24 protein-coding genes are annotated in these 26,168 nt (G+C 56.9%); 3 read left to right on the forward strand and 21 right to left on the reverse strand.

The annotated features are described in order from the left end of the window. Window positions 1–168: 168 nt before the first annotated feature. From fbaA to tkt, 4 genes are all read right to left on the reverse strand, one after another. Window positions 169–1,248: a class II fructose-bisphosphate aldolase gene (gene fbaA / locus F8561_RS04025; RefSeq protein ID WP_014171535.1), complete on the reverse strand. Its 1,080-nt coding sequence runs from the start codon at window positions 1,246–1,248 to the stop codon at window positions 169–171. A gap of 91 nt (window positions 1,249–1,339) precedes the next feature. Further along, on the reverse strand, window positions 1,340–2,503 hold the full coding sequence (gene pgk / locus F8561_RS04030; protein ID WP_014171536.1) for a phosphoglycerate kinase: 1,164 nt from the start codon (window positions 2,501–2,503) through the stop codon (window positions 1,340–1,342). Window positions 2,504–2,552: 49 nt separating this feature from the next. After that, a complete protein-coding gene (gene epd, locus F8561_RS04035) occupies window positions 2,553–3,572 on the reverse strand; it encodes an erythrose-4-phosphate dehydrogenase (RefSeq protein ID WP_014171537.1) in 1,020 nt (339 codons plus the stop codon). A gap of 382 nt (window positions 3,573–3,954) precedes the next feature. Continuing rightward, entirely contained in the window at window positions 3,955–5,946 is a 1,992-nt protein-coding gene (tkt, locus tag F8561_RS04040) for a transketolase (RefSeq protein ID WP_151887172.1), read from the reverse strand. 272 nt (window positions 5,947–6,218) lie between these two features. On the opposite strand from tkt, the gene F8561_RS04045 reads away from it, so the two are divergent. Further along, window positions 6,219–6,977: a M48 family metallopeptidase gene (locus tag F8561_RS04045; RefSeq protein ID WP_020883714.1), complete on the forward strand. Its 759-nt coding sequence runs from the start codon at window positions 6,219–6,221 to the stop codon at window positions 6,975–6,977. 220 nt (window positions 6,978–7,197) lie between these two features. Then, window positions 7,198–8,466, forward strand: a complete 1,269-nt coding sequence (locus F8561_RS04050; protein WP_020883713.1) for an OprD family outer membrane porin — start codon at window positions 7,198–7,200, stop codon at window positions 8,464–8,466. 59 nt (window positions 8,467–8,525) lie between these two features. Here F8561_RS04050 and F8561_RS04055 read toward each other — a convergent pair whose 3' ends face one another. The 14 genes from F8561_RS04055 to F8561_RS04120 all read right to left on the reverse strand — a co-directional run bounded on the left by F8561_RS04055 (window position 8,526) and on the right by F8561_RS04120 (window position 21,220). Beyond that, window positions 8,526–10,166, reverse strand: coding sequence for a thiamine pyrophosphate-binding protein (locus tag F8561_RS04055; protein WP_151887173.1), 1,641 nt, complete (start codon window positions 10,164–10,166; stop codon window positions 8,526–8,528). Window positions 10,167–10,179: 13 nt separating this feature from the next. After that, entirely contained in the window at window positions 10,180–11,649 is a 1,470-nt protein-coding gene (locus tag F8561_RS04060) for an aldehyde dehydrogenase (protein WP_151887174.1), read from the reverse strand. A 9-nt stretch (window positions 11,650–11,658) separates the two neighbouring features. Beyond that, a complete protein-coding gene (locus tag F8561_RS04065; protein ID WP_151887175.1) occupies window positions 11,659–12,429 on the reverse strand; it encodes an aspartate dehydrogenase in 771 nt (256 codons plus the stop codon). A 9-nt stretch (window positions 12,430–12,438) separates the two neighbouring features. Continuing rightward, window positions 12,439–13,233 carry an SDR family oxidoreductase gene (locus F8561_RS04070; RefSeq protein ID WP_032680326.1) on the reverse strand — a complete coding sequence of 265 codons (795 nt, stop codon included), beginning with the start codon at window positions 13,231–13,233 and terminating at the stop codon, window positions 12,439–12,441. Further along, on the reverse strand, window positions 13,217–13,987 hold the full coding sequence (locus F8561_RS04075) for an alpha/beta fold hydrolase (protein ID WP_025203266.1): 771 nt from the start codon (window positions 13,985–13,987) through the stop codon (window positions 13,217–13,219). The genes F8561_RS04070 and F8561_RS04075 overlap by 17 nt, the downstream gene beginning before the upstream one ends. Before the next feature lie 9 nt (window positions 13,988–13,996). Next, complete coding sequence (locus tag F8561_RS04080; protein ID WP_014171547.1) at window positions 13,997–14,527, reverse strand: cupin domain-containing protein; 531 nt, start codon at window positions 14,525–14,527, stop codon at window positions 13,997–13,999. Between the two features lie 10 nt (window positions 14,528–14,537). Continuing rightward, a complete protein-coding gene (locus F8561_RS04085) occupies window positions 14,538–15,794 on the reverse strand; it encodes an MFS transporter (protein ID WP_032680325.1) in 1,257 nt (418 codons plus the stop codon). 25 nt (window positions 15,795–15,819) lie between these two features. After that, window positions 15,820–17,007 carry an NAD(P)/FAD-dependent oxidoreductase gene (locus F8561_RS04090; protein WP_151887176.1) on the reverse strand — a complete coding sequence of 396 codons (1,188 nt, stop codon included), beginning with the start codon at window positions 17,005–17,007 and terminating at the stop codon, window positions 15,820–15,822. Further along, entirely contained in the window at window positions 17,004–17,930 is a 927-nt protein-coding gene (locus F8561_RS04095) for a VOC family protein (protein WP_025203264.1), read from the reverse strand. The genes F8561_RS04090 and F8561_RS04095 overlap by 4 nt, the downstream gene beginning before the upstream one ends. A 78-nt stretch (window positions 17,931–18,008) precedes the next feature. After that, a complete protein-coding gene (locus tag F8561_RS04100) occupies window positions 18,009–18,797 on the reverse strand; it encodes an IclR family transcriptional regulator (RefSeq protein WP_020883705.1) in 789 nt (262 codons plus the stop codon). 12 nt (window positions 18,798–18,809) lie between these two features. After that, window positions 18,810–19,559, reverse strand: a complete 750-nt coding sequence (locus F8561_RS04105) for an SDR family oxidoreductase (RefSeq protein ID WP_020883704.1) — start codon at window positions 19,557–19,559, stop codon at window positions 18,810–18,812. Next, on the reverse strand, window positions 19,559–20,581 hold the full coding sequence (locus tag F8561_RS04110; RefSeq protein ID WP_020883703.1) for an aromatic ring-hydroxylating oxygenase subunit alpha: 1,023 nt from the start codon (window positions 20,579–20,581) through the stop codon (window positions 19,559–19,561). The genes F8561_RS04105 and F8561_RS04110 overlap by 1 nt, the downstream gene beginning before the upstream one ends. A 10-nt stretch (window positions 20,582–20,591) precedes the next feature. Further along, on the reverse strand, window positions 20,592–20,900 hold the full coding sequence (locus F8561_RS04115; RefSeq protein WP_014171555.1) for a recombinase-like helix-turn-helix domain-containing protein: 309 nt from the start codon (window positions 20,898–20,900) through the stop codon (window positions 20,592–20,594). Continuing rightward, window positions 20,897–21,220 carry a Rieske (2Fe-2S) protein gene (locus F8561_RS04120; protein WP_013098654.1) on the reverse strand — a complete coding sequence of 108 codons (324 nt, stop codon included), beginning with the start codon at window positions 21,218–21,220 and terminating at the stop codon, window positions 20,897–20,899. The genes F8561_RS04115 and F8561_RS04120 overlap by 4 nt, the downstream gene beginning before the upstream one ends. Window positions 21,221–21,637: 417 nt before the next feature. Between F8561_RS04120 and F8561_RS04125 the strand changes: the two genes are divergently transcribed. After that, window positions 21,638–22,849, forward strand: a complete 1,212-nt coding sequence (locus F8561_RS04125) for an MFS transporter (protein ID WP_025203263.1) — start codon at window positions 21,638–21,640, stop codon at window positions 22,847–22,849. A 3-nt stretch (window positions 22,850–22,852) separates the two neighbouring features. On the opposite strand, the gene speB is transcribed toward F8561_RS04125, so the two are convergent. From speB to yqgB, 3 genes are all read right to left on the reverse strand, one after another. Further along, window positions 22,853–23,773, reverse strand: coding sequence for an agmatinase (speB, locus tag F8561_RS04130; RefSeq protein ID WP_014071686.1), 921 nt, complete (start codon window positions 23,771–23,773; stop codon window positions 22,853–22,855). Between the two features lie 209 nt (window positions 23,774–23,982). Beyond that, complete coding sequence (gene speA / locus F8561_RS04135) at window positions 23,983–25,959, reverse strand: biosynthetic arginine decarboxylase (RefSeq protein WP_020883700.1); 1,977 nt, start codon at window positions 25,957–25,959, stop codon at window positions 23,983–23,985. Window positions 25,960–25,967: 8 nt separating this feature from the next. Continuing rightward, window positions 25,968–26,099: an acid stress response protein YqgB gene (gene yqgB, locus F8561_RS04140; RefSeq protein ID WP_071605459.1), complete on the reverse strand. Its 132-nt coding sequence runs from the start codon at window positions 26,097–26,099 to the stop codon at window positions 25,968–25,970. Between the last annotated feature and the right edge of the window lie 69 nt (window positions 26,100–26,168).

Raw genomic sequence — 26,168 nt, forward strand, 5'->3', positions numbered from 1 at the left:
CCCAAAAACACAAAATCCATCCCCCATGGAGACAGGCAGGTCAGTAAAGGGTAAACAAAAAGGACCGGTTTTGCCAAACAGATCACATAAACGGGCCGGGCAGACCATTGAAAAAGCATAAAAAAAGGCCCGCATTCGCGGGCCTTCTGATGCTATGAGCAGCTTAAATTACAGAACGTCAACCGCGTTCAGTTCTTTGAAAGCCTGCTCCAGACGCGCCACCATGGAAGTCTGCGCAGCACGCAGCCATACACGTGGATCGTAGTATTTCTTGTTCGGCTGGTCTTCGCCTTTCGGGTTGCCCAGCTGGCCCTGCAGGTAAGCTTCGTTCGTTTTGTAGTACTGCAGGATACCGTCCCATGTTGCCCACTGGGTATCGGTATCGATGTTCATTTTCACTACGCCGTAGCTTACGGAGTCTTTGATTTCCTGAGCAGAAGAACCGGAACCGCCGTGGAAGACGAAGTTCAGGCTGTTGTGCGGCAGGTTGTGTTTCTTAGAAACGTATTCCTGAGAATCACGCAGGATAGTTGGGGTCAGAACCACGTTACCTGGTTTGTAAACGCCGTGTACGTTACCGAAGGACGCTGCGATGGTGAAGCGTGGGCTGATTTTGCTCAGCTCGGTGTAAGCGTAATCAACGTCTTCTGGCTGGGTGTACAGTGCAGAAGCGTCCATGTGGCTGTTGTCCACGCCGTCTTCTTCACCACCGGTGCAACCCAGTTCGATTTCCAGGGTCATGTCCATTTTGGCCATGCGCGCCAGGTACTTAGAGCAGATTTCGATGTTTTCGTGCAGGGACTCTTCAGACAGGTCGATCATGTGAGAAGAGAACAGTGGCTTACCGGTCGCTGCGAAGTGTTTTTCACCCGCGTCCAGCAGACCGTCGATCCACGGCAGCAGTTTCTTCGCGCAGTGGTCAGTGTGCAGGATAACCGGAACACCGTAATGTTCAGCCATCTGGTGTACATGGTGCGCACCAGAGATTGCGCCCAGGATTGCCGCGCCCTGAGGAACGTCAGTTTTCACGCCTTTACCAGCGATGAATGCTGCGCCACCGTTAGAGAACTGAACGATAACCGGTGCTTTAACTTTTGCAGCAGCTTCCAGTACGGCGTTAATGGAGTCGGTACCAACGCAGTTAACTGCTGGCAGAGCGAAGTTGTTTTCTTTAGCTACCTGGAACACTTTCTGAACGTCATCACCAGTGATCACGCCAGGTTTTACGAAATCAAAAATTTTAGACATGTTGCTTAGTCCTGTATCTTCGGCCGTTAGAAAAGGTGCGAGCTCTTAAAGCGCGCTGAAAATTGGGCAGGTTTCCCTGCCCTTGAATGGCTTACTTCTTAGCGCGCTCTTCGAGCATTGCTACTGCTGGCAGTACTTTGCCTTCCACGAACTCGAGGAATGCGCCGCCACCAGTGGAGATGTAGGAGATCTTGTCAGAAATACCGAACAGGTCGATTGCTGCCAGCGTATCACCGCCGCCTGCGATAGAGAACGCTTCGCTGTCTGCGATAGCGTTAGCAACGATTTCAGTACCTTTGCGGAAGTTCGGGAATTCGAACACGCCAACAGGACCATTCCACAGGATAGTTTTCGCGTTTTTCAGGATTTCAGCCAATTTCTGTGCAGAAACGTCGCCCAGGTCCAGAATCTGCTCATCATCTTTGATGTCGTTAACAGATTTCAGGGTCGCAGTCGCTGTTTCAGAGAACTCAGTCGCGACGCGAACATCCGTTGGAACCGGGATATCGCAGGTAGTCAGCAGACGTTTTGCTTCGTCAACCAGATCCGCTTCGTACAGGGATTTACCGACATTATGGCCTTGTGCCGCCACGAAGGTGTTCGCGATACCACCACCAACGATCAGCTGGTCAGCGATTTTAGACAGGGAATCCAGTACGGTCAGTTTGGTAGAAACTTTAGAACCACCAACGATTGCAACCATTGGACGAGCAGGTTCTTTCAGCGCTTTACCCAGTGCGTCCAGCTCAGCAGCCAGCAGAGGACCGGCACACGCGACGTCTGCGAATTTACCGATACCGTGGGTTGAAGCCTGCGCACGGTGAGCAGTACCGAAGGCATCCATCACGAATACGTCACACAGTGCAGCGTATTTTTTGGACAGCGCTTCGTCGTCTTTCTTTTCGCCTTTGTTGAAGCGAACGTTTTCCAGAACAACCAGTTCACCGGCAGCGATGTCTACGCCGTCCAGGTAATCTTTTACCAGGCGAACCGGGTTGGACAGTTTGTCTTTCAGGTAATTAACAACTGGCAGCAGAGAGAACTCTTCATTGTACTCGCCTTCAGTTGGACGACCCAGGTGGGAGGTCACCATCACTTTAGCGCCCTGCTTCAGAGCCAGTTCGATGGTTGGCAGAGATGCACGGATACGCGCGTCGCTGGTCACTTTGCCATCTTTAACCGGTACGTTCAGATCAGCACGGATGAAAACGCGTTTACCAGCCAGATCCAGATCGGTCATCTTAATTACAGACATGGTGAATCCTCTCGTTGATTCTTAAAGTTTTGCAGACGCACGATGCGTCTTACCTGAAACCTTGAGCGGCCATTGCTAACGTGGTGTCGAGCATTCGGTTAGCAAAGCCCCATTCGTTATCACACCAGACCAGCGTCTTGATAAGGTGTGCGCCACTGACGCGCGTTTGAGTGCCATCGACAATGGCGCTGTGCGGGTCGTGGTTAAAATCTACTGAGACCAACGGTAATTCCGTATAGTCAACTATACCATGAAATGCCCCCTGTGCCGCTTTTTGCAGCAACAGGTTGACTTCACAGGCTTTTACCGGTTTTTTCACCGTCACGCTCAGATCAATTGCGGTGACGTTAATCGTCGGTACACGTACGGCAATTGCTTCAAAACGATCATTAAACTGCGGGAAAAAACGGGTGATACCTGCCGCCAGTTTTGTGTCCACCGGAATGATTGACTGGCTCGCGGCTCGCGTGCGTCGTAAGTCCGGGTGGTAGGCGTCAATCACCTGCTGATCGTGCATCGCTGAATGAATCGTGGTTACGGTGCCGGATTCAATGCCATACGCATCGTCTAACAGTTTGATGACCGGAATAATGCAGTTGGTGGTGCAGGAGGCGTTGGAAACAATGCGGTGTTCGGCTTGCAGCTCATGCTGATTCACGCCAAATACGACGGTCGCGTCGAGGTCGTTGCTGCCAGGATGGGAAAACAGGACTTTTTTCGCACCTGCTGTCAGATGCGCTTCGCCATGCTCGCGGTTACCGTATACGCCAGTACAATCAAGTACGATATCCACACCCAGTTCACGCCACGGTAGCCCGGCAATACTGCTCTCATGCAGCACGCGGATAGCATCGTCGCCGACAAACAGCTGATCTCTTTCCTGGCGAACATCCCAGGCAAAGCGTCCGTGGCTGGTGTCATATTTCAACAAATGCGCCATGCCCGCAGCATCCGCCAGTTCGTTGATAGCCACCACGGTTATTTCCGCCCGACGCCCGGATTCATATAAAGCACGAACCACGTTACGCCCGATGCGACCGAAGCCATTAATCGCTACGCGTACGGTCATAGATCTCCTGCAAAGCTATCCCTGAGTTTGAGGTGGCTGAAAGAGTAATCCAGCTACGCCCGAAGGGGAATCCTTGCTGTCACAAACTGCGATTGATTGGTCAATTGTCGAACATTTAATCGACTGAAACGCTTCAGCTAGAATAAGCGAATCAGGGAATAAAAGGAATGTCTGTCCAGAGCAATAAGCGCGCTATATGACTTGCGTCACATTTTGGATGGAATAATTCACAGGAACGTTACATGTTTGAGGAATAGTGGACATATAAGGCGGATAGCGTGAAAAAAACAAAACGGTAACCCAAAGGTTACCGTTTAGGGTGTTTGTGCCCTCTTCTCAGTGAGAGCATGGACAGGGGCTCGCGCCCCTCCCCTACAAACAATTACAGCAGTTCTTTTGCTTTCGCGACAACGTTTTCAACGGTGAAGCCGAACTCTTCGAACAGCAGCTCTGCCGGAGCAGATTCACCGAAGGTGGTCATGCCGACGATTGCGCCGTTCAGGCCCACATATTTGAACCAGTAGTCAGCGATACCTGCTTCTACTGCCACGCGCGCGGTAACGGCTTTAGGCAGTACGGATTCACGGTAGGCGGCATCCTGCTTGTCGAACGCATCGGTAGACGGCATGGAAACCACGCGCGCTTTAACGCCTTCGGCAGACAGTTTTTCCCATGCGGCAACAGCCAGCTCAACTTCAGAACCGGTCGCGATGAAGATCAGCTCTGGCTGACCCGCGCAATCTTTCAGCACGTAACCACCACGGGCGATGTTCGCCAGCTGCTCTGGAGTACGTTCCTGTTGTGCCAGGTTCTGACGGGAGAGGATCAGTGCAGTTGGACCGTCCTGACGCTCAACACCGTATTTCCACGCCACGGCGGACTCAACCTGGTCACATGGACGCCATGTGCTCATGTTTGGCGTCACGCGCAGGGAAGCCACCTGCTCTACCGGCTGGTGAGTTGGACCATCTTCGCCCAGACCGATGGAGTCGTGAGTGTAGACCATCACCTGACGCTGTTTCATCAGCGCAGCCATACGCACGGCGTTACGCGCGTACTCGACAAACATCAGGAAGGTAGAGGTGTACGGCAGGAAACCACCGTGCAGGGAGATACCGTTCGCAATCGCAGTCATACCGAATTCACGCACACCGTAGTGGATGTAGTTACCGGCAGTGTCTTCGTTGATTGCTTTAGAACCAGACCAGATTGTCAGGTTAGATGGCGCCAGGTCAGCGGAGCCGCCCAGGAATTCTGGCAGCAGCGGACCGAACGCTTCAATCGCATTCTGAGAGGCTTTACGGCTGGCGATGTTAGATGGGTTCGCCTGCAGTTTAGCAATGAACTCGTTCGCTTTGGCGTCGAAGTCAGACGGCATGTCACCCTTCATACGACGGGTAAATTCAGCCGCTTCCTGTGGGAAGGCTTTCGCATAGGCAGCGAACTTCTCGTTCCATGCGGATTCTTTCGCCTGACCCACTTCTTTAGCATCCCACTGCGCGTAAATTTCAGATGGGATTTCGAAAGCAGGATATTTCCAGCCCAGCGCTTCGCGCGTCAGAGCGATTTCCGCGTCGCCCAGTGGCGCACCGTGGGAATCGTGGGTACCCGCTTTGTTTGGAGAACCGAAACCAATGATGGTTTTGCACATCAGCAGTGACGGCTTGTCCGTCACTGCGCGCGCTTCTTCTACTGCACGTTTAATCGAGTCAGCATCGTGACCGTCAACGCCACGCACAACGTGCCAGCCGTAAGCTTCGAAACGCTTCGCGGTGTCGTCAGTGAACCAGCCTTCAACGTGACCGTCGATGGAGATGCCGTTGTCGTCATAGAACGCAACCAGTTTGCCCAGCTTCAGGGTACCTGCCAGGGAGCACACTTCGTGAGAAATGCCTTCCATCATGCAGCCGTCGCCCATGAATGCGTAGGTGAAGTGGTCAACAATGTCATGGCCTGGACGGTTGAACTGCGCGGCCAGGGTTTTCTCGGCAATCGCCATACCCACCGCGTTAGCAATACCCTGACCCAGCGGGCCGGTGGTGGTTTCTACACCTGCGGTGTAACCCACTTCCGGGTGACCTGGCGTTTTGGAGTGCAGCTGGCGGAAGTTTTTCAGCTCTTCAATTGGCAGATCGTAGCCAGTGAGGTGCAGCAGGCTATAGATCAGCATTGAGCCGTGGCCATTAGACAGCACGAAACGGTCGCGGTCAGCCCAGGAAGGGTTCTGCGGGTTGTGGTTCAGGAAATCTCGCCACAGGACTTCGGCGATATCAGCCATACCCATTGGGGCGCCCGGGTGGCCAGATTTGGCTTTCTGTACTGCGTCCATGCTCAGCGCACGAATAGCATTAGCAAGCTCTTTACGTGAGGACATTTTAACTCCAGATCGGACTGTTAAAGGCCATGCCCTTGACGACAGCGCGTTTTGGGCTACGCCGGAAAAAAGTGCCAACAATGTAACCCAAGCGGCATGTCATGTACATGGAGCATTCTTTTGCAGCTTAAGAAATCTCTGGATCATGCTCGCATGTTGCGCAATCTGCTCGCCCGGCCCCGTAGATATTCCTTATACTTAGCCCGACCCCGGCTTCGTTGCCGGTGCACTTTTCAGATTTTATTCAGATTAACGAGTACGGAAGCGACATCATGAAAATGCGTGCAATAGTGCTGGCCCTGGGTACAACGCTCCTGCTGAGCGGCTGTCAGAATATGGATTCTAACGGCCTGATGTCCTCAGGCGCAGAAGCCTTTCAGGCCTACTCCCTGAGCGACGCACAGGTTAAAGCGCTGAGCGACCAGGCCTGTAAAGATATGGACGGAAAAGCCACGCTTGCCCCGGCCAATAGTACCTACACGCAGCGTCTGAATAAGATAGCCTCCGCGCTGGGTGATAACATTAACGGCCAGCCGGTGAACTATAAGGTGTACATGGCCAAAGATGTAAACGCCTTCGCGATGGCGAACGGCTGCATCCGCGTTTACAGCGGGCTGATGGATATGATGACCGACAACGAAGTTGAAGCGGTTATCGGCCATGAAATGGGCCACGTTGCACTTGGCCACGTGAAGAAAGGCATGCAGGTTGCGTTAGGCACTAACGCCATCCGCGCCGCGGCGGCGTCTACGGGCGGTATCGTCGGCAGCCTGTCACAGTCGCAGCTTGGCGATGTGGGTGAAAAACTGGTTAACTCTCAGTTCTCGCAGCGTCAGGAATCCGAAGCGGATGACTACTCCTACGATCTGTTGCGCAAACGCGGCATTAATCCATCAGGTTTAGCCACCAGCTTCGAAAAACTGGCCAAACTGGAAGCCGGTCGCCAGAGCTCTATGTTTGATGACCACCCGGCGTCAGAAGAGCGCGCACAGCATATTCGCGACCGTATGGCCGCAGACGGAATTAAATAATTCAGAAGGAGGCATATTTGCCTCCTTTTTATTTCGCATGAATTGTTAATTTAACCGCACATATCGGTAATAGCACTTTAGTACCTTTCTAAGCCGCGCAAACACTGGCTTATTGCCCTGAAACGTCTCGTCACATAATTATTGCAATCATTTACCATTCGGGTAATTATCGAGCTCGCAGTAATTCAATTTACAATATTAAGACAGAGACGTTCCCTCCGTGAAAAAAGAATTATCATTAATTGCGTTAAGTTTATTCGCCGCATTACCCGCCGTTGCAAGCCAGCAATCCGACAGCAAAGGGTTTGTTGATGACAGCCATTTAGATCTGTTTTTACGCAATGCGTATATCAGCCGTGATTATCATCAGGGCCAGCAGGACAAAGCCGAATGGGGTCAGGGTATCGTTGCCACGTTCGAATCCGGCTATACCGAAGGGCTGGTTGGCTTTGGTGTGGACGGCATTGCCCAGTATGGCGTGCGTCTGGACGGCGGTCGTGGAAAGAGCGGCGCGGGCGGCATTGACTTCTTTAAACAGGAAGACGATGGCCGGGCTAAATCCGATCTGGCGAAATTTGGCGCCACAGCAAAAATGCGTATTTCCAATACCGTGCTGAGCTACGGTAACCAGCGTCCGGAATTACCGATTGTGAATGCCGACAATTCCCGTCTGCTGTTTGAAAGCTTTACCGGCACCATGCTGACCTCAAAAGAGATCGCGGGCCTGGAAGTGAACGCCGGTTACTTCACCGATGAGCAGCGCAAAAGTGACGACCGCCACGACAGCGGCCTGAAGAGCCTCTCCTTCGGCGGTGCGAGCTACCAGTTCAACGACCAGTTCAGCGGTGCGCTGTATGCCTCTCATGTGGAAGAGGTGATGAACAAGCAGTACCTGGGAATGAACTTCAAACAGCCGTTCAGCACCGGGCAACAGCTGGTGCTCGATTTCAACGGCTATAACTCACGCCTGGATCAGCGCTACGCAGACAGCCTTGATACCGGACGCAGCAATAGCATCTGGAGCCTGGCGGCAAGCTACATCTGGGATATTCATACCTTCAAGGTGGCGTATCAGCAGAGCAGCGGCAGCACCGGCTATCACTATGGCAGCTATCGCGATCAGGGTGGCGTAGGTGACGGCGGCAATACCATCTGGCTGGCGAACTCCTACTGGTCTGATTTCAACGGCGAAGATGAGCGCTCATGGCAGGCTTCTTACGCACTGGACTTCGGCGGTCTGGGTTTACCGGGCCTGAGCTGGACCACAGCTTACGTGCGTGGCGACAACATCAAGACCTCTGAAACCAGCAACGGTAAAGAGCATGAGTGGTTTAACCAGATCCAGTATCAGGTGCAGGACGGCCCGGCTAAAGATCTGAAACTGAAACTCCGTTACTCCGTCCTGCGCGTGTCCAGCAACGCCAGCGACTATAACGTGGGCGGGGATGAGATCCGCGCGTACGTGGAATACCCGTTTAACGTGTTCTGATTAAGCCCCTCACCCGCCCTTCTCCCTAAGGGAGAGGGCGGAAGTGAGGGTAAACACGCTTAGTACAACGTCTTCTGCGGCGGCCCGGCAAACTTCAGCGCGCCAATCTGTCCCATCCGCACTTCCACTACCGACGGTCCTGGCATGGCAAGCGCTTCGGTCATCACCGCCTCAAAATCCTCCGCCCGTTCGACGCTCCACACCTGTAACCCCATCGCATGCGCCAGCTGCGTAAAGTCCGGGGTATGCAGCTCGTTATAATACTGACGCCCGCCGAAATACTTATCCTGAATGCCGCGCATGACGCCGTAACCGCCGTCGTTCATCACCAGCAGCGTCACGTTGGCCTTCTCCTGCGCCAGCGTTGCCATCTCGCCCAGATTCAGGCTTACGCCACCATCGCCCACCAGCCCCACCACTTTGCGTTGCGGGTTGGCAATCGCCGTGCCAATCGCCATCGGTAGCCCCATACCGATGGCGCCTGCCAGCGAGTGAATGTTCATCAGCGGTCCATTGGCACGGAAGAGACGGCTGCCCCACAGGCTTCCGGAAACGGTGATATCACGAACCAGCAGGCCATCTTGCGGTAGCGCGTTCTCGATGGCGTCGTTGAGCTTCGCATAAGCACCGCACTGCTCACGCAGTCCCGCAACGGCTTTCGCCAGCGCCTGCTGCACCTGCGTATCCCACTGCGCATCGCCCCATTCACGCCCCTGCGCTTTAGCCGCCAGCGCGGTTAACAGCGCCGCGCAGTCGGCCACAAGGGTTGTGTCCATCAGATAGTTGCGGCTCGCCGCCGCGGGGTCGATATCGATCTGGACGCGGGGATGCGGTAATTCAAGCGTCCACGAGCGAGTTTCGTTGCTGCGCAGGCGTGAGCCGGCGACCAGCGTAAAGTCGCACTGGGCGATCAACGCCTCAACTGACGGCGAGTTATGAAACGCCCGCAGGCTGGCGCGATGGCTGTCCGGCAGCACGCCGCGCGCGTGGGTGCTGGAGATAACCGTCACTCCCGCATCCGCCAGTTTTTTTACCGCATCAGCGCTACCAAGCGCTCCGCCACCCAGCCACAGCAGCGGCTGTCTGGCCTGTTTAAGCTGCGCCCACAGCGTGTCGACCACTGTCGTATCAACCGCGGAAACCGACGTCGGTTTCACCGGAGCGGTGATCAGCGACACGGGGATTTTCGCCCCCTGAATATCAATCGGGATCTCCACGGAGACCGGCCCGCACGGCGGAGTTTGCGCCTCCTGAATGGCCTTGTGAAGGATCGCTATCGCCTGGTTCGCGTTGCTGATGCGGTATGCCCGTTTTGAGCTGGCCTTCAGGAAGGTCAGCTGGTCGCGGGTTTCGTGGATAAAGCCGGTGTCAGCATCCAGCCAGGCTTTTTCCACCTGGCCGGTGATATGCAGCAGCGGCGTGCAGGCATTCATGGCTTCCACCAGCGCGCCGACGGCGTTACCCGCCCCGGCGCCGGTACTGGTCAGCGCCACGCCGAGCCCGGAAAAACGGCCGTGGGCATCGGCCATGGTGACCGACCCCGCTTCGCCACGTGCGGGTACAAAGCGAATATTCCCGCGCTGCCCTACCGCATCGGCGATGGGTAAATTGTGGATGGAGATGACGCCGTAGATGGCCTCAACCTGATACTGCTCCAGCGTTCTGGCGATGGCGTCGCCGACGGTTATCATTTCGCTCATTACTCACCCTTTCTCAGTCGCACCAGTGGTTGACGCTGTTACCCGTCGCCAGATAAATGCTCTTTTGCTGCATCCAGGCTTTCAGCCCCTGAATGCCCTTTTCGCGGCCCAGACCGCTCTCTTTAAAGCCCCCGAACGGGGTCGAAATCGCAAACACTTTGTAGGTGTTTATCCACACCGTGCCCGCTTCAAGCTGCTCGCTCAGGCGCAGGGCGCGCCCGGTATCCCGCGTCCAGATCCCGGCAGCAAGGCCATAAACGGAGTCATTCGCCTCACGGATCAACGCGGCTTCATCGCTAAAGGGCATCGCCACCAGCACCGGGCCGAAGATCTCCTCCTGACAGGCGCGAGCGCTGTTGGTCAGGCCTTCAATGATGGTGGGCTGGAAGTAACTGCCGTTTGCCAGCAGTGGATCGGCAGGACTCTCCCCGCCACACAGCACGCGGCCCCCTTCACGCTTTGCCAGTTCAACGTAAGCCTGCACGCTCTTGCGGTGCGCATCGTTGATCAGCGGCCCCACATGGGTGCCGTCGGTAAAGGGATGCCCGACCCGCAGGCCGCGCGTTAATTCGAGCAGCCTTGCCATCAGCGGGGCGTAAAGGCGCTCATGGATAAAGAGCCGCGAACCGGCAATACAGGCCTGACCTGCCGAGCTGAAAATGCCGTAGCAGATCCCGCGCGCAGCCAGCTCAACGTCGGCATCTTCCAGTACGATGGTCGGGGATTTACCGCCCAGTTCCAGCGAGGCCGGGATCAATTTTTCCGCCGCCACGTGCGCCAGATGACGGCCCGTGGTGGTGCCACCGGTAAAGGAGATTTTCCGCACTTTCGGATGACGCGCCAGCGCATCGCCAATCACCGAGCCTTTGCCCGGCAGCACGCTCAGCAGCCCGGCGGGTAAGCCCGCCTGATCAAAAATACGCGCCAGCTCCAGCGCCATCAGCGGGGTGGCTTCGGCTGGTTTGAGAACCACCGCGTTACCGGCAGCAATGGCCGGCGCCACTTTCTGCATTTCGCTGGCAATGGGGGAATTCCAGGGCGTGATAGCCGCCACCACACCGAGCGGTTCATATCGGCTGAGGGTAAGCACATCAGGCTGGCGTGGGGTCGGCAGTTCACCTTCCAGCAGCTCGCAGGCGGCGGCAAAATAACGCGCCGTGCCTGCCGCGCTCATCACCAGACCCCGCGCTTCCGCCAGCGGTTTACCGTTGTCGCGACTCTGCATGCGGGCCAGTTCATCGACGCGGGATTCGATCAGATCCGCCACCTTATGCAGGATCTTCGCACGCGCATGCGGCAGGCTGTTACGCCAGGCAGGATCGCGCCACGCGCGCTCTCCGGCGTCGATAGCCTCCTGCAGATCCTCCAGGCTTGCCGCGTGGAGCGTGGCGTTCACCGCACCGTCTGCCGGGAAATGACTCTGCATCAGGTTACCGCCGCCACGCCGCCAGTTGCCGCCAATGAAAATGTTAAGATCGTCCATCGTCGCTCCTCAGCGCTGCGTCAGTTCACGGCAGGCGCGAACCGCGCTGAGTGCCGCCAGGGTGGAGGTTTTGGGGTTGCTGGCAAGCGGTAGCCCGCTCAGCTCCAGATGGAACTCGCCAAACATCCCTTCGACGTGCAGCGTGTGGGTATTGCGTTGAGTGGCCGGGTCGACCATCAGTTGCACGCGGGTGTCATCCATCCCCACGCCGCCAAGTGCCACGGTCGCCGCCACGTTGGCGTTGGCCGGAAACAGTCGTGCCGCTTCACGTGCGCTGCCTTCAAAGAAGATCTGCGCCTCGGACACGGCGTTAAGATCGATAAGCTGCTCGGCATAGCTGCCGCGCCAGCTGGCCGGGCTTTTACGCGACTGGTAGGTCACCTTCTCAAGCCCGCCCTCTTTTGCCGCTGCCAGGCCATCAATGCCCGCCACCGCACCGGAGAGCAGCATCAGCTTTCCGCCTGCGTTGAGCAGACGCTGTTCCAGCGCGCTGTCTGCCAGCGCGCCGGTGGAGATCACCGCCAGATGCCATCCACGGCGTAAAATCGCTTCCCCGTACTGCGCCACCGCCTGCTGGCTGGCACATTCCAGCACCAGATCGGGAGTATCCGTACATAATGCGGGCGAGGTCAGTGCCACCACCGCATCGCCAAACTGCTGGCGGATAGCAGCATGATGCGTCTCGCGCGCCACGATCCAGCCGATGGCAACCTGCTCGGGCAGACGCTCAATGACCGCCTGCGCCATGGCACCGTAGCCGATTAACATGATTTTTTTCATGATGTGTCCTTACAGATGACGGCAGAAGCCGCCGGAAACGTCCAGCGCCGCACCGGTGGTAAACGAAGCCAGCGGCGACGCGAGGAACAGCAGAGCCTGCGCAGGCTCCTGCGGCTTACCGAGACGCGCCATCGGAATGCCGCGTTTGCGGGCGATATCCGCGGTCCACTGCGGCCAGCTCTGACTTTTATCCGCCCGGTTCTCAAAGCGACGCCGCCACTGGCCGGATTCCACCATGCCAAGCAAAATGGAATTCACGCGGATGCCCTTACTCACCAGCTCTTTCGAGAGCGTGAGCGTCATGTTGAGCAGCGCGGCACGTGCTGCGGAGGTGGCAATCATGTGTTCCTCTGGCTGCAGCGCCAGCAGCGAGTTCACGCAGGTAATGGAGGCAATGTCCGATTGCTCCAGCTGCGGCTGAAAAGCCTGCACGGGGTTAATCACCCCAAACAGTTTCAGTTCGGCTTCATGCAGCCAGGCCTCGCGCGGGGTGTCATTGAAGTGCGCCACATACCCCTGTCCGGCGTTATTAATCAGCAAGTCTGCCCCGCCAAAGCGGGACTTAACGGCCTGGGCGAAGATCTGAACCTGGTCTGCATCCAGCACGTCGCAGCGGTGAGAGAAAATCTCGCCATCAGGGAATTCGTTTTGCAGCGACGCATGCGCGCTGGCAAGCCGGTCCGGGTCGCGGCCACAGAACGCCACTTTTGCCCCCTCGCCCAGCAGCAAGCGCAGTGTTTCAAAACCAATGCCAGAAGAACCGCCGGTGACTACCGCTACGCGCCCGTCAATTTGTGCATTCATCGCGCACCTCTTCGTTGATACGTAAAAGCTGTTGATTAAAAAACGCGTCGTTATCGAGATAGCTGGCGTGCCCGGCCAGGGGAATCGCGGTAAACGGCATGCCGTAACGTAACGCCAGCCCCTGAACCAGCTCAGGCTGGGTAATGGCGTCCTGCTCGCCGCACCAGACTTCAAAGTCACCGGCGTAACGCTTCAGCCAGCCGTGAATATCGTCATGTGCCAGCATCCATGCGGCAGCAAGGTAGCCTTCCGGGCGCAGTTTGCGCATGCCCGCCGCAACGGTGGCAATATCGTCCTCACGCGCGCCCGGGCGTAATAATTTAGCGGCCCGGGTTTGCGCCAGGATCTCGCCCCCAAGCGCCATCTGCTGCTCCCGGTTACGCCAGACCTGCTCGCGCTGCGCCGGCTCGGCCTGGCCGTAACCCTGCGCGGCATCGGCCAGCACCAGATGCAGCACGCGTTCGGGATACTTCGCCGCAAAGGCGCTTGCCACCAGGGCCCCAAGCGAATGCCCGACCAGAACGACCTGCCAGACGCCCGCGCGGTCCAACATGGCCGCCAGCGCGTCGGCGTAATCCCCCGCGTTGGCGCGCTCAACCGCCAGCATCGGGCTTTCGCCATAACCGGGCATGTCCCACGCCAGCACGCGAAAACCGTTCAGCGCCATCTGTTTATGCCAGGAGGCAGCACCGGAGCTGATGCCGTGGAGCAGCATCAGCGGGATGCCGCTTCCCTGTTCACGAAAGCCCGTCATCGCGCCCCCTTAGTTCCGCTTCACTTTCGACAGCGGGTGATCGGCCGGATAGGTCGGGATTTCCGGCTTGTTGGTGCCGAGCATCACGCACATCAGCGCCTCTTCTTCACCATGATTGAACAGACCGCGATAGATGCCCGGCGGAACGGAGATCAGATCGCGTTCGCGCAGCACGGTTTCGGTGTAGTGATCGCCGTCCTGGATCATCAGCGTGATCTGCCCTTTAAGCATGAAGAACACCTCTTCCACGTCGTCATGCAGATGCAATGGTCCCTCGCACTTCGACGGCAGCACCATGGTGGAGAAGGTAAAGTGCTCAGCCGGCACGGTATTGGTATCGCTTGCCACGCCCGTCGCCCCGGTACCGATGTAGCGCATCTGCGCACGGCGGTATTTAGGATCGAAATCGGCCTGGAACTTCAGCGCGTTCCAGTCATATTTACGCCCTTCAAAGCGCGCAATGCGCGACTCGACCCACTCTTCCATGGTCAGATGGTCAGGTTTAATGCCTGGTTTTGCAGTTACGGTTGAATCAGTCATGACACTCTCCTCAGTAACGTCTCAGCAGCGGCAGTAACAGGACGCAGCCCACCGCCGCCATCACCGCCAGAAAAATCAGCCCGGAATCCATGCTGTGGGTGAAGGCGATCAACGCGCCCATCACCGCCGGCGACAGCGCGCCCGCAAAGTTTCCCAGCCCGTTGAAAATACCGCCCGCCGTCGCGCTCACCCGGGGATGGGTCGCCTTCGCCAGCAGTGCGAAAATGTTCGGCGCACCGGTGCCCCACATAAAGGTGCTAAAGCTCATCGCCGCGATAACGGCCAGCGGGGTATCAAGATGCATGACCGCCGTCAGGCCTAATCCCGCGCCAGCCATCGAGATAAAGCAGGCCACCGCGCGTTTATCGACCCGGTCAGAAAGCCATGCGCCAATCACCTCACCCGCCAGCATGGCAATAAACGGCATCGACGACAGCCAGCCCGCGTGTTCAAGATGAATGCCTTTCCCTTTAATCAGGTAACCCGGCAGCCAGCCATTGATTCCCCACAGGTAGGTGAGAAACGCGATGTTAAAGATGCAGATAATCCAGAAGTGCGGGCTGACAAACAGCTCGCGCCGCGCGGCACGTCGTTCATCCTGTGATTCGCGATCCGCAGCCGGTTTGGCACCCAGATGGATCCCGCGCAGACCGATGCGCACGAACACCAGCACCGGCACGGTGAGCATCGCCATCACAAAGAAGGTGCTCTGCCAGCCGAAGGCATTCAGCAGCCAGATAGAGAGAGGGAAACCAATCGCCGCGCCTACCGGGGTACCCAGCAGCCACAACATGGTGGCTCGCGCCTGCAGATGCTGCGGGAAGTTATGCCGCACAATGGCAAACGCCAGCGGAAACAGCGGCCCTTCTGCCACGCCCAGCAAAATGCGCAGGACGATCATGACCGTGTAGTTATGGGTAAACCCCATGGCCACCATCAGCACGCACCACACCACCATCATGCCGGTGAGCAGGCGAAGCGGCGCAATCTTGTCCCCCAGTCCGCTTAAAAAGACCGATGAGAAGCCGTAGCTCAGCAGGAAGGCGCTCATCAGAATGCCGAGGCGCGTGGTGTCAAAATCAATGCCCATCGCCTGCTGGAAATGGCTGTCGGAAAAGAGCGCCGCAATGCTGATTTTGTCGAAAAATGCCAGCAGCACGCAGGCCAGCAATGACAGCGGGATGGCCCAGCGCACCGCTTTTTCGGGCGTGCGGGTGCCCTCACCGCTTGCCTCAACCGGCGCGGTGTTAGTCTCAAATGTGGTCATGTCTCCCCCTACGGGTGCGGGTTAGCTATCTCAATGACATCAGTGAAAAAGTCGGGTCAGCCAGCGGCACCGCGGACAGATCCCTTCCGGCAGCCATCCAGCGCTTCGCCAGCTTGACGGTACGCGCATCGTTGAACGCCACCAGCTGGGTCAGCCGTCCGTTTTCATCCAGTGAGAAAAACAGCGCATTATCCCGGGCAAGGGTTGTGCAGCCGGCTTGCGGAATACCGAGGATCTGAATGTTGTGCTGGTATTGATCCGACCACAGCCACGGCGCGTCGTCATAGCCGGGGGCATCGGGATTGAGCATCGCCTTTGCCGTGGCAACCGCCTGATTCTGGGCAAAGGCCCACGACTGAATGCACAGCCCATAGTGATGGTGCTGGGCCACATCACCGGCAGCAAAAATAAACGGATCCGACGTTCGCCCCTGAGCATCCACCACGATCCCGCGCTCAGTCTGCAGACCCGCATCGCGTGCAAGCTCGAGATTGAGATCAACACCGATCCCGACGACCACGGCATCAAAGGTTTCACGCTGGCCGTCACAGTGAATGACCGGCAGACCATTGTTATCTTCCAGCTCCAGCGTTCCGCAGCCGATGCGGATATCCACGCCCTGTTCGCGGTGAAGTGTTTCCAGCTGCTGCGATACCTCGGCACTCACCGAACGCATGCACAGCGCGGGCTGCTGCTCAAACAGCGTCACGTCGACGCCACATTTACGCGCGGAGGCCGCAATCTCCAGGCCAATCCAGCCTCCGCCGATAATCGCCAGGTTTTGACTCTCTGCCAGGCGCGCCTTCAGCCGCTGTGCGTCCTGCCAGTGGCGCAGGGTATAGACCTGCGGGTGGGCCGCCCACGCGTCGCCCGGCAGACGCGCCCGACCACCGGTAGCGATTAAAAGAATGTTGTAACTAAGGCATTCACCGTTGCTTAAGCGCACCGTTTTCGCGTGACGATCGAGAGATTCCGCGCGCACCGGTCGGCACCATGTCAGGTTCAATGCCTGTTGCGCCGCTTCAGGAAAGAGACGCGGTAGCGGCGCGTCCGGCTCCAGTAACGCAGCCTTGGACAGCGGCGGGCGTTCGTAGAAATCCCACGCCTCTTCCGCCACGACGCAAATCTCGCCGTCGAAGCCTTCGTCACGCAGGGTTTTCGCCGCCCAGCCACCTGCCTGACCGCCGCCAATAATGACAATGCGCGAGGTCATACCGCCTCCGGCTTTTTCTGCTGACGGCGAGTGTCGTGGTCAATCCCACCCTCTACCGCCCACTCGGTGAACGACACCAGCGAATGTTCCAGCTCGCGCGGCTGCCAGTTTTCGGTGAGGTAATCATCGTTGGTGTAGTATTCAAACGCCCCGCCAGTTGGGCTGTTGACGTACCAGAAATAGGCCGAGGAGACCGGATGACGCCCCGGGCCAATAAAGGTGCTCCAGGCGTTTTTGTTCATCGCTATCCCACCACCAATCACCTCGTGAATGTCGCGTACGGTAAAGGCAACGTGGTTCAGACCCCGCTTACGGTGAGGCAGCTGAAGAAGGAACAGGTTGTGATGCCCGCCGCGCACGCCACAGCGCAGGAACACCGCACGGTTGATGTAGCGGTCAGACACCTGGAACCCAAGCACCTCACGGTAGAACGTCTCCACCGCCGCCAGCTCCTCCACGAAGAACACCACGTGGCCCACGTTAATAGGCTGGGCGCGATCGTAGACCGGGCTTGGCGTGTCGATACGGCGGGCATCGCCCCACTGGTTAATCGGCTCGACGTTCAGCTCCACCGGGACCTGATGGCTGACCTGTACGCGCAGGGTCATGCCGTTCGGATCGCGGCACTCCAGCGCGTCGCCCACCTCACGAAAACCGGGCTGCTTCTCAAGCTTCGGGCGCAGCGCCTCCAGATCGTCCCGGGTGGCGACTGCCCAGGTCATCCGGCGCAACGTATTTCCTGCTTCAAACGCTGGCGGCAGGTCAGGGCTGTCGACAGGATTAAGCTCCACGCGCGCGCCGCTCAGGGTAGTAAAACGCTGGCCGCTGGCATCGCCCGTCAGGCCAAAATCACGCATAAATTTGGCGCAGTGCGTCAGGTTCTCGACGCCAAATTCCAGCTTTTCAATTCCGGTTATACACATCGTTCGTTGCCTCGTCTGGCCCAGATTGGGCGTAAAACATGCCCGACGCAATGAAGCGCCTGGCGTTAACCTGATGATTTAACTGGCCTGTGACAAATACCCTAAGAAGCCAGAAATTTTATCCGCCGCCATGCGGACATCGTTTTGCAGGCGCTCGCGATCGGTCTGCGGGATCTCCTCCGAAGGCACCAGAATGCTCACCACGGCCGCCACCCTTCCGCTGCGGTCATACACCGGATAAACGATGGAGGAGATGCCATGACGGAAGAAGGATTCGCCGATCACATAGCCGCGTGCTTTGTCCTGCTGCACCATCTGCCACAACGCTTCACGGTCGTGGATCTGGCCCGGCGTGTTGCCCGGCAGACGCTCGTGCGGGAACAGCTGTTCGAAATCGGCTCGCGAAATATCGGTCAGCAGCATGCGCCCCAGCGACGTGCAGTGCACCGGCAAACGGGTACCAATGCTCACCTGATTGATGCGAGAACCGGCGGCGCTGACGCGGGCGATATAGATGATGTCGCGCCCGTCGCGGATCGCCAGATGACTGCTGCACTGGCTGACGTCACGCAGCTGCTCGATGACCGGCTGACCGACCTGCGCCACATCCAGTGAGGCGATGTATTCAAAGCCCAGACGCAGGACGTTCATGCCAAGCGAGAAGGTATTGGTTCGCGTGTTGCGCTCCAGAAAACCCATGTATTCCAGCGTTTGTACCACGCGGTAGGCGGTGGCTTTCGGCATATCGACCAGCCTGTGCAGCTCGGCAAAGGTCAGTTCACGGTGCTGCTCGCCAAAGGCCAGCAGCAGCTGTAAGCCTCGCTCCAGCCCGGGCACCAGGTACTTCACTTCGTGATCGCTTGCCATATTTGCTTTACCTCAGTTAAAGACAAAACCGCCGTTGACCGGAATCAGCTGGCCGGTGATAAACCGCGACAGATCGCTTAACAGCCAGACCACGCTGCCGGTGACGTCTTCCGGCTGCTGCGCCCCGGTGAGCGCCCGGCCGTTTTCGTAAAGCTGATGCCGCTCTGCAGGAACATATTCCGTCGCTTCGACGCGGGTTAAGCCCGGGGCGATGGCGTTAATACGAATGCGTTTTTCACCCAGCTCACGTGCCATTGAACGGGTCATGGCAATCACGGCGCCCTTGCTGGCCACGTAGGCCATCAGACGCGGCGCGCCCCACAGCGCGGTATCGGAAGCCACATTGACAATGGCTGCCCCTTCGCGCAGCAGCGGTACCGCATCCCGGGTAACCAGCCAGGTGCCTTTGACGTTAACGCTCATCACCCGGTCCCACAGATCCGGATCGTAATCAAGCATGTCCTTACCGCCGACCCCGGTCGCCATCGCCGCGTTATTGACCAGACCGTCGATCGGTCCCTGTTCGCCAATAGCGCTGAACACCCGCGAAATGGAGAGCGGATCGGCCAGATCGATAACGTGTGATTCAATCGCATAGCCCTTCTCACTTAAGCCATGCGCGCTTTCAGCCAGTTCGCCCTGAAGGATGTCGCACATCACCACCGCCGCGCCCTGCTCTGCGCAGGCTTTCGCGAAATGAAAGCCCAGCCCACGCGCGGCACCGGTCACCACGATGCGTTTCCCGTTCAGCAGCCCATTCATCAGGCGGCTCCCTGCTGAGCTTCACGCGCCGCCAGCTGCTCTTTCGCCGCTTTTTGCATCATGCGGCGCAGGCGCGAAAGGCCCACATCATGCTGGTAAAGGTATTCGTGTTCCCGTGCATCTGGCGCCATGCTCTCCAGCACCACGCGGTCCTGCTCAAGAACTTCCCAGTGCAGTTTTTCCAGACGGTTACGGTACATAAAACGCCACATATCGCGCTGCCAGCCCTGCACGCGGCGGATACGCCAGAAGAAGACGCGGCAGTTATCGTTATCTTCCGGCACCACCATGCCAACAATGAAGAAGTGACCGCCCGGCCCGAAACGCTTCTTATAAGGAATGGACAAACGCATCCAGTAGGTGCCGCTGTTGCCCAGCTCAACCCAGTCGAAGTTGACGCCGCTCTGGCCTTTTTTCTCGAAGATAAACCCGGTTTTCGTTGGCTGCAGAACCATATCCGCTTTGCGATCCCCTTCCGCCATGGAGTGCGACGAAGAGTGCAGATAGGTGCCGTGCATCGGGTCCATCACGTTTTCCAGTGCGTACTGGTAATTGCATTTCCACGCGGCGGTGCAGAGGAAATTGCTGTAGGCGTCGGTGTCAGCCAGTTCGTCCGGGAAGCTCAGTTCGTCGGGTTGCTGATCGGCGGTAACGCCAAACCAAAGGAAGATGGCCCCGTGCACTTCCTGCACGTTGTAGCTGCGCACACACTGCTGGCCGACCAGCGGACATTTGTCCACTGCAGGCACATCCTTCACTTCGCCGTTGCCCGCAACTTCCACGCCGTGATACCAGCAGGCGATACGATCGCCCAGATTCCAGCCCATCGACAGACGCGCGCCACGGTGCGGACAGCGATCTTCCAGCGCCTGCACCTGGCCATCTTTGTTGCGCCAGACCACAATCTGTTCGCCCAGACGGGTGATCCCCACGGGCGCAGACTGAACTTCCCAACTGGCCAGCACCGGGTACCAGAGGCCGCGCAGACCTTTATCAAGATAGTTTTGTACGGTAGTCGTCATCGCATTGCCCTCAGTAGCCGTTAACCTGTAAGAAAGCCTGGAAGCTGGCATCGCTCCATGGCTCGCCCTGCTGATCGTGCATACGTACCGCGTTCAGCCCGTTGACCAGTTCCGGCACGGTTTCAGCCCCCTGTTCGAAAAGGTCTTCCAGCGTGGAAATAAGCGTGATTTCCCAGTTTTCCGGTACGCGGCTGCGGGTCTGCCAGATCAGGTTCTGGTAATCACCGGGCTTATGGATGGCGCCGTTACCGCCCTCAGCCGGAGGGGTAAACTGACGGCTTTCCGGCAGCGCCGGGTTGAAGTTCAGACTTTCGCTCATGCCACTGTCTCCTCGACGAAGGTAATCTGGATCTGGTTTTCAAATACCCGAACCGGGTAACGATTGAGGTTACGTCCGCCGGGGCCGTGCAGGCACTGGCCGGTTTTGACATCGAAAACCGCCTCATGCAGCGGACATTCCACTTTACCGTCCTCGACGAAACCCTGACTCAGCAGCGCGTAAGCGTGCGGGCATACGTCTTCCAGCGCGTAATATTCGCCATCAATCAAATAAACGCCGATCTCTTTGCCCTCGACGTTACCGCTAAAAGGGAAATCTTCCTGTACTTGTTCTGCGTCACATACGCCTATCCAGCTCATCACGATCCTCCAGGCTTTTGTTTCATATATGAAACTCTGTTTCTTATTTAATACGGTCAATATAAAAGCGATGAATGTTTCGTCAAGCGCGAATGTGACGAATTTGTTAATCAGTCGAGGTTTAATTAGCTAAGTGTGCAAGCGATCACGAAAAAATGCAGCGATATGAAATTTTCATTATTAAGGCGTGAATGAATACATTTTTTTGATGATGTTTTATTTTTTAGAATAGAGATTGACTTCTTTTCTTTTTATTCCTTAAAAATTATATACGCGCATACCTATGGCGTTTCACCTGTGAAACTTTTATTTAATTTATCTCATTAAAACAAAGAGTTTCACAGGTGAATCATTTTAGTTACGTGACAATAACGTTCATAAAAAATATAAACAGACAGCACGATTAAGGCGGGTTAAATGACGGCAAGATGGCAAGGCACGGTGGCACTTCTGGTGCTCATTATTATTTCCTACGTTGACCGAGTAAATATCTCGGTGATGATTTTAAACCCTGAATTTGCCGAACATTTTCAGCTAAATGAAAACAGAATGTTACAGGGAATGCTCATGACCTGCTTTTTGCTGGGTTATGGTTTTTCCGCTTTACTATTGACCCCAGTTATCGAAAGCAAATTACATTATCGACAGGGATTGTTAACCAGCATTGCGATATGGGCCGTGGTTTGCGCCATCTCGCCACTGCTGGGGTCGCTGATGGGCATGCTCATCGCCCGCCTGATTTTGGGCATTGCCGAAGGCCCACTCTTTTCACTGAAAACACGCTTTATCAGCGATAACTTTAGCGCCGGGGAGATTGGCAAGCCCAACGCCGTTACCGCGCTGGGCGTTTCACTGGGGCTGGCAGTAGGCTTTCCGCTGATCACCTGGCTGATGGCACACCTTGGCTGGGCGGGCTCATTTTATGCCCTCGCGGCGATCAATCTGGCGCTGGGTGGGGGGTTAATCTGGCGTTTCCTGCCGGCCCCTCAACATTCGGAAAAGCGCCGAACGTCCGGGTTTGTACAGACCTTTACGCTTGCCTGGCAGACGCCGCTTCTGGGCTGGATCCTGCTGGTTGAAATCGCCACGCTGAGTTATCTCTGGGGCAGCAGCGCCTGGCTTCCGGCCTGGCTGCGCGATGAACACCACTTCTCCCTGCACGCGACCGGCTTTCTCGCGGCTATCCCCTTCCTGCTGAGTCTTGGCTCAAAGTTTCTGGGCGGTGTGCTGCTCGATAAAATGCGCCCGGACCAGGCACCGCTGCTGTTTGTGGTGGGCGGGATCTTAACGGCGAGTTCCGTCGTCATGCTGATGCTGAGCCACCAGCCCGGCTGGCTGGCGCTGTTTATGCTCTCTGCCAATATTTTCTGGGGACTTCAGGGGGCCGCCATTCCGGCGGTTATCCAGCATCATGCGGCGCGGGAAGCCGTTGGCAGTGCCTACGGGATCATCAACGGGATTGGGAATATTTGCGCGGCGTTTATTCCGCTGCTGATGGGGATGGTGATGAAATCGGTGGGTTCAGTCAGCTCAGGGTTTTCGGTGCTGGTCGTCTCGCAGGTTATCACCCTGCTGGCAGGAGGCATGTTGCTGCTGCGCATGCGTCGCGCAGCAGCAATCCGGGCGTAAGGCTTATTCGCCTTTTTTCGCGGCCTGGATGTAGAGCATTTCCAGCGCGAGGGTGGCCGCTGCCAGAGCAGTGATCTCTGACTGGTCGTAAGCCGGAGCCACTTCCACCACGTCCATACCCACGATGTTCAGATCCTTCAGGCCGCGCACCAGTTTGATGGCGCGGTCAGAGGTCAGGCCGCCGATCACCGGCGTGCCGGTGCCCGGGGCAAACGCCGGATCCAGGCAGTCGATATCGAAGGTCAGGTAAACCGGCATATCGCCGACAATCTGTTTTACCTGAGCGATGATGTCATCCACGCCGCGATCGTTCACCTGGCCGGCATCCAGCACGGTGAAGCCATTATCTTTATCAAACTCGGTACGAATACCAATCTGCACAGAGTGGTTTGGATCGATCAGACCTTCGTTTGGCGCGGTGAAGAACATGGTGCCATGGTCGAATTCACAGCCGTTCGCGTAGGTGTCGGTATGGGCATCAAAATGCACCAGCGCCATCTTACCGAAGTGCTTCGCGTGAGCACGCAGCAGCGGCAGCGTGACGAAGTGGTCACCCCCGAAGGAGAGCATGCGTTTACCGGCAGCCAGCAGTTTTTCGGCATGGGCCTGCAGTTTTTCACTCATCTCGCGCGCGTCGCCAAAGGCGTACACCAGGTCACCGCAGTCAACCACGTTCAGGCGCTCGCGCATGTCGAAGTTCCACGGGAAGCGGTTGTGCTCCCAGGCCAGGTTAGTGGAGACCTGACGAATAGCTGCCGGACCATGACGGCCACCAGCACGGCCTGACGTGGCCATATCAAACGGCACGCCGGTGATCACCCAGTCAGCGTCACTGTCGTACGGCTGGAAGTTCATCGGGAGACGTAAAAAACCAAACGCGTTAGATACCAGAGAGTTATCGTACTGATGGCCTAAAGTGCTCATGTCCTGACCTCTTTAAAGTCGATACATTAAAAACAGATGAAAAAAAATCCCCTCCGCGTCGTTAAACCCGACGAGGAAGGGATTGATTTGTAAATCGCTTATTGGGGCGAATTATCGCCGCTAATTCATACGGGTTCAAGTGAGTATAGGCGAGGGTACTGCCCCTTGCCCTCACGCCGCCCCTCTCCAACAGAGAGAGGCAGGTTTACTTACTCGTCTTCCAGATAGGTGTATCCGTAAAGACCCGCTTCAAACTCTTCCAGGAACTGCTGCTGCAGCGCATCGTCCAGACCGGTATTTTTCACCTGGTCACGGAACTGGGTCAGCAGCTTTTTCGGATCCAGCTGAACGTATTCGAGCATATCCGCCACGGTGTCCCCCTCGTCGGACAGCTCAACTTCCACGCTGCCGTCAGGGAAGACAAACACGTCAACCGCTTCGGTATCACCGAACAGGTTATGCATGTTGCCGAGGATCTCCTGATAGGCACCAACCATGAAGAAGCCCAGCATCGGCGGGTTCTCCGGATCGTACTCTGGCATAGGCATCGTGGTCGCGATACCGTCGCCGTCGACGTAGTGATCGATAGCACCGTCGGAGTCGCAGGTGATGTCCAGCAGCACCGCACGACGTTCCGGGGCGTGGTTCAGCCCTTCCAGCGGCAGAACCGGGAACAGCTGATCGATACCCCAGGCATCCGGCATCGACTGGAACAGCGAGAAGTTGACGTACATTTTGTCCGCCATGCGCTCCTGCAGTTCGTCAATAATCGGACGGTGGGCACGGTTGCTCGGGTCCAGCTGCTGCTGTACGTCGTGGCACATGTTCAGATAAAGCTGCTCTGCCCATGCGCGTTCCTGCAGGCTGAACGTGCCCGATGAATACCCCACATGAATATCATGCAGGTCCATCTGGCTGTCGTGCAGCCACTCGCGCAGCGAACGGCGGGTACCCGGCTCGTGCATCTCCTGCCAGGTCTCCCACATGCTTTGCAGCGCACGAGGCGCGTCCTCAGCCGGCGGGGTTACCTCGGAAATTTCACTGCGCTCAACGCCGATAATGTTCGATACCAGCACGGTGTGGTGTGCGGTAACCGCGCGACCAGACTCGGTGATCACAGTTGGGTGCGGCAGGCCGTGCTCTTCACAGGCATCGCCAATCGCCCAGATGATGTTATTGGCATATTCGTTCAGGCCGTAGTTCACGGAACAGTCGGACTGCGAGCGGGTACCTTCATAATCCACGCCCAGACCACCGCCCACGTCGAAGCACTGAATGTTTACGCCAAGCTTGTGCAGCTCAACGTAAAAACGTGCTGATTCGCGTACGCCGGTGGCGATGTCGCGAATGTTGGCCATCTGCGAGCCGAGGTGGAAGTGCAACAGCTGAATGCTGTCCAGACGACCACGCTCACGCAGAATCTCAACCAGCTGCAGAACCTGGGTCGCCGCGAGACCAAATTTGGATTTTTCGCCGCCTGAGGACTGCCATTTACCGGAACCCTGCGACGCCAGACGCGCACGCACGCCCAGACGCGGGATAACGTTCAGACGCTCTGCCTCTTCCAGCACGATAGCGATCTCTGTCATCTTCTCGATAACCAGATAGACTTTGTGGCCCATCTTTTCGCCAATCAGCGCCAGACGAATGTATTCACGGTCTTTATAACCGTTACAGACGATCACCGAACGGGTCATGCCAGCATGTGCCAGCACGGCCATCAGCTCCGCTTTGGAACCCGCTTCCAGGCCCAGCGGTTCACCGGAGTGGATCAATGATTCAATCACGCGGCGGTGCTGGTTCACCTTGATAGGGTAAACCAGGAAGTAATCGCCTTTATAGCCGTAAGATTCACGCGCGCGTTTAAACGCGGCGTTAATGGAACGCAGACGATGTTGCAGGATCTGCGGGAAGCAGAACAGTGCAGGCAAACGCTGGCCCTGCGCCTCGCGTGCTTTCACCAGTTTGGCGAGATCCACGCGCGCTTCAGGAACGTCAGGATCCGGGCAAACGCTGATATGGCCCAGTTCGTTGACGTCGTAGTAGTTATTGCCCCACCAGGCAATATTGTAAGTGCGCAGCATCTTGCTGGCTTCCTGGGAGCTCATCGCAACCTCCTGCATGGAACGTAGTACACCCTGTTCGCCCGCTGACGAAGGCGAAAGCGAAGACATGTCGTCAGACATAGCGAACCTCAACTCTTTGTATTAAGTGTAAAACAGTTGACTACTATCGCAGCGTTATACGGCGATAACAACCCATAAACGGATCCATTTCCCAGCAGACTATGCTGAAAACCAGACCGTGCGACCGGTTTCATATTCATATCATTGTAAACACGTGTCCGAACTTAATTATGACAACGTTCGGCGAAACCACGAGAAAACTCTTGTCT

The organism is Enterobacter sp. 198, from assembly GCF_009025585.1.
Lineage (GTDB): Bacteria > Pseudomonadota > Gammaproteobacteria > Enterobacterales > Enterobacteriaceae > Enterobacter > Enterobacter ludwigii.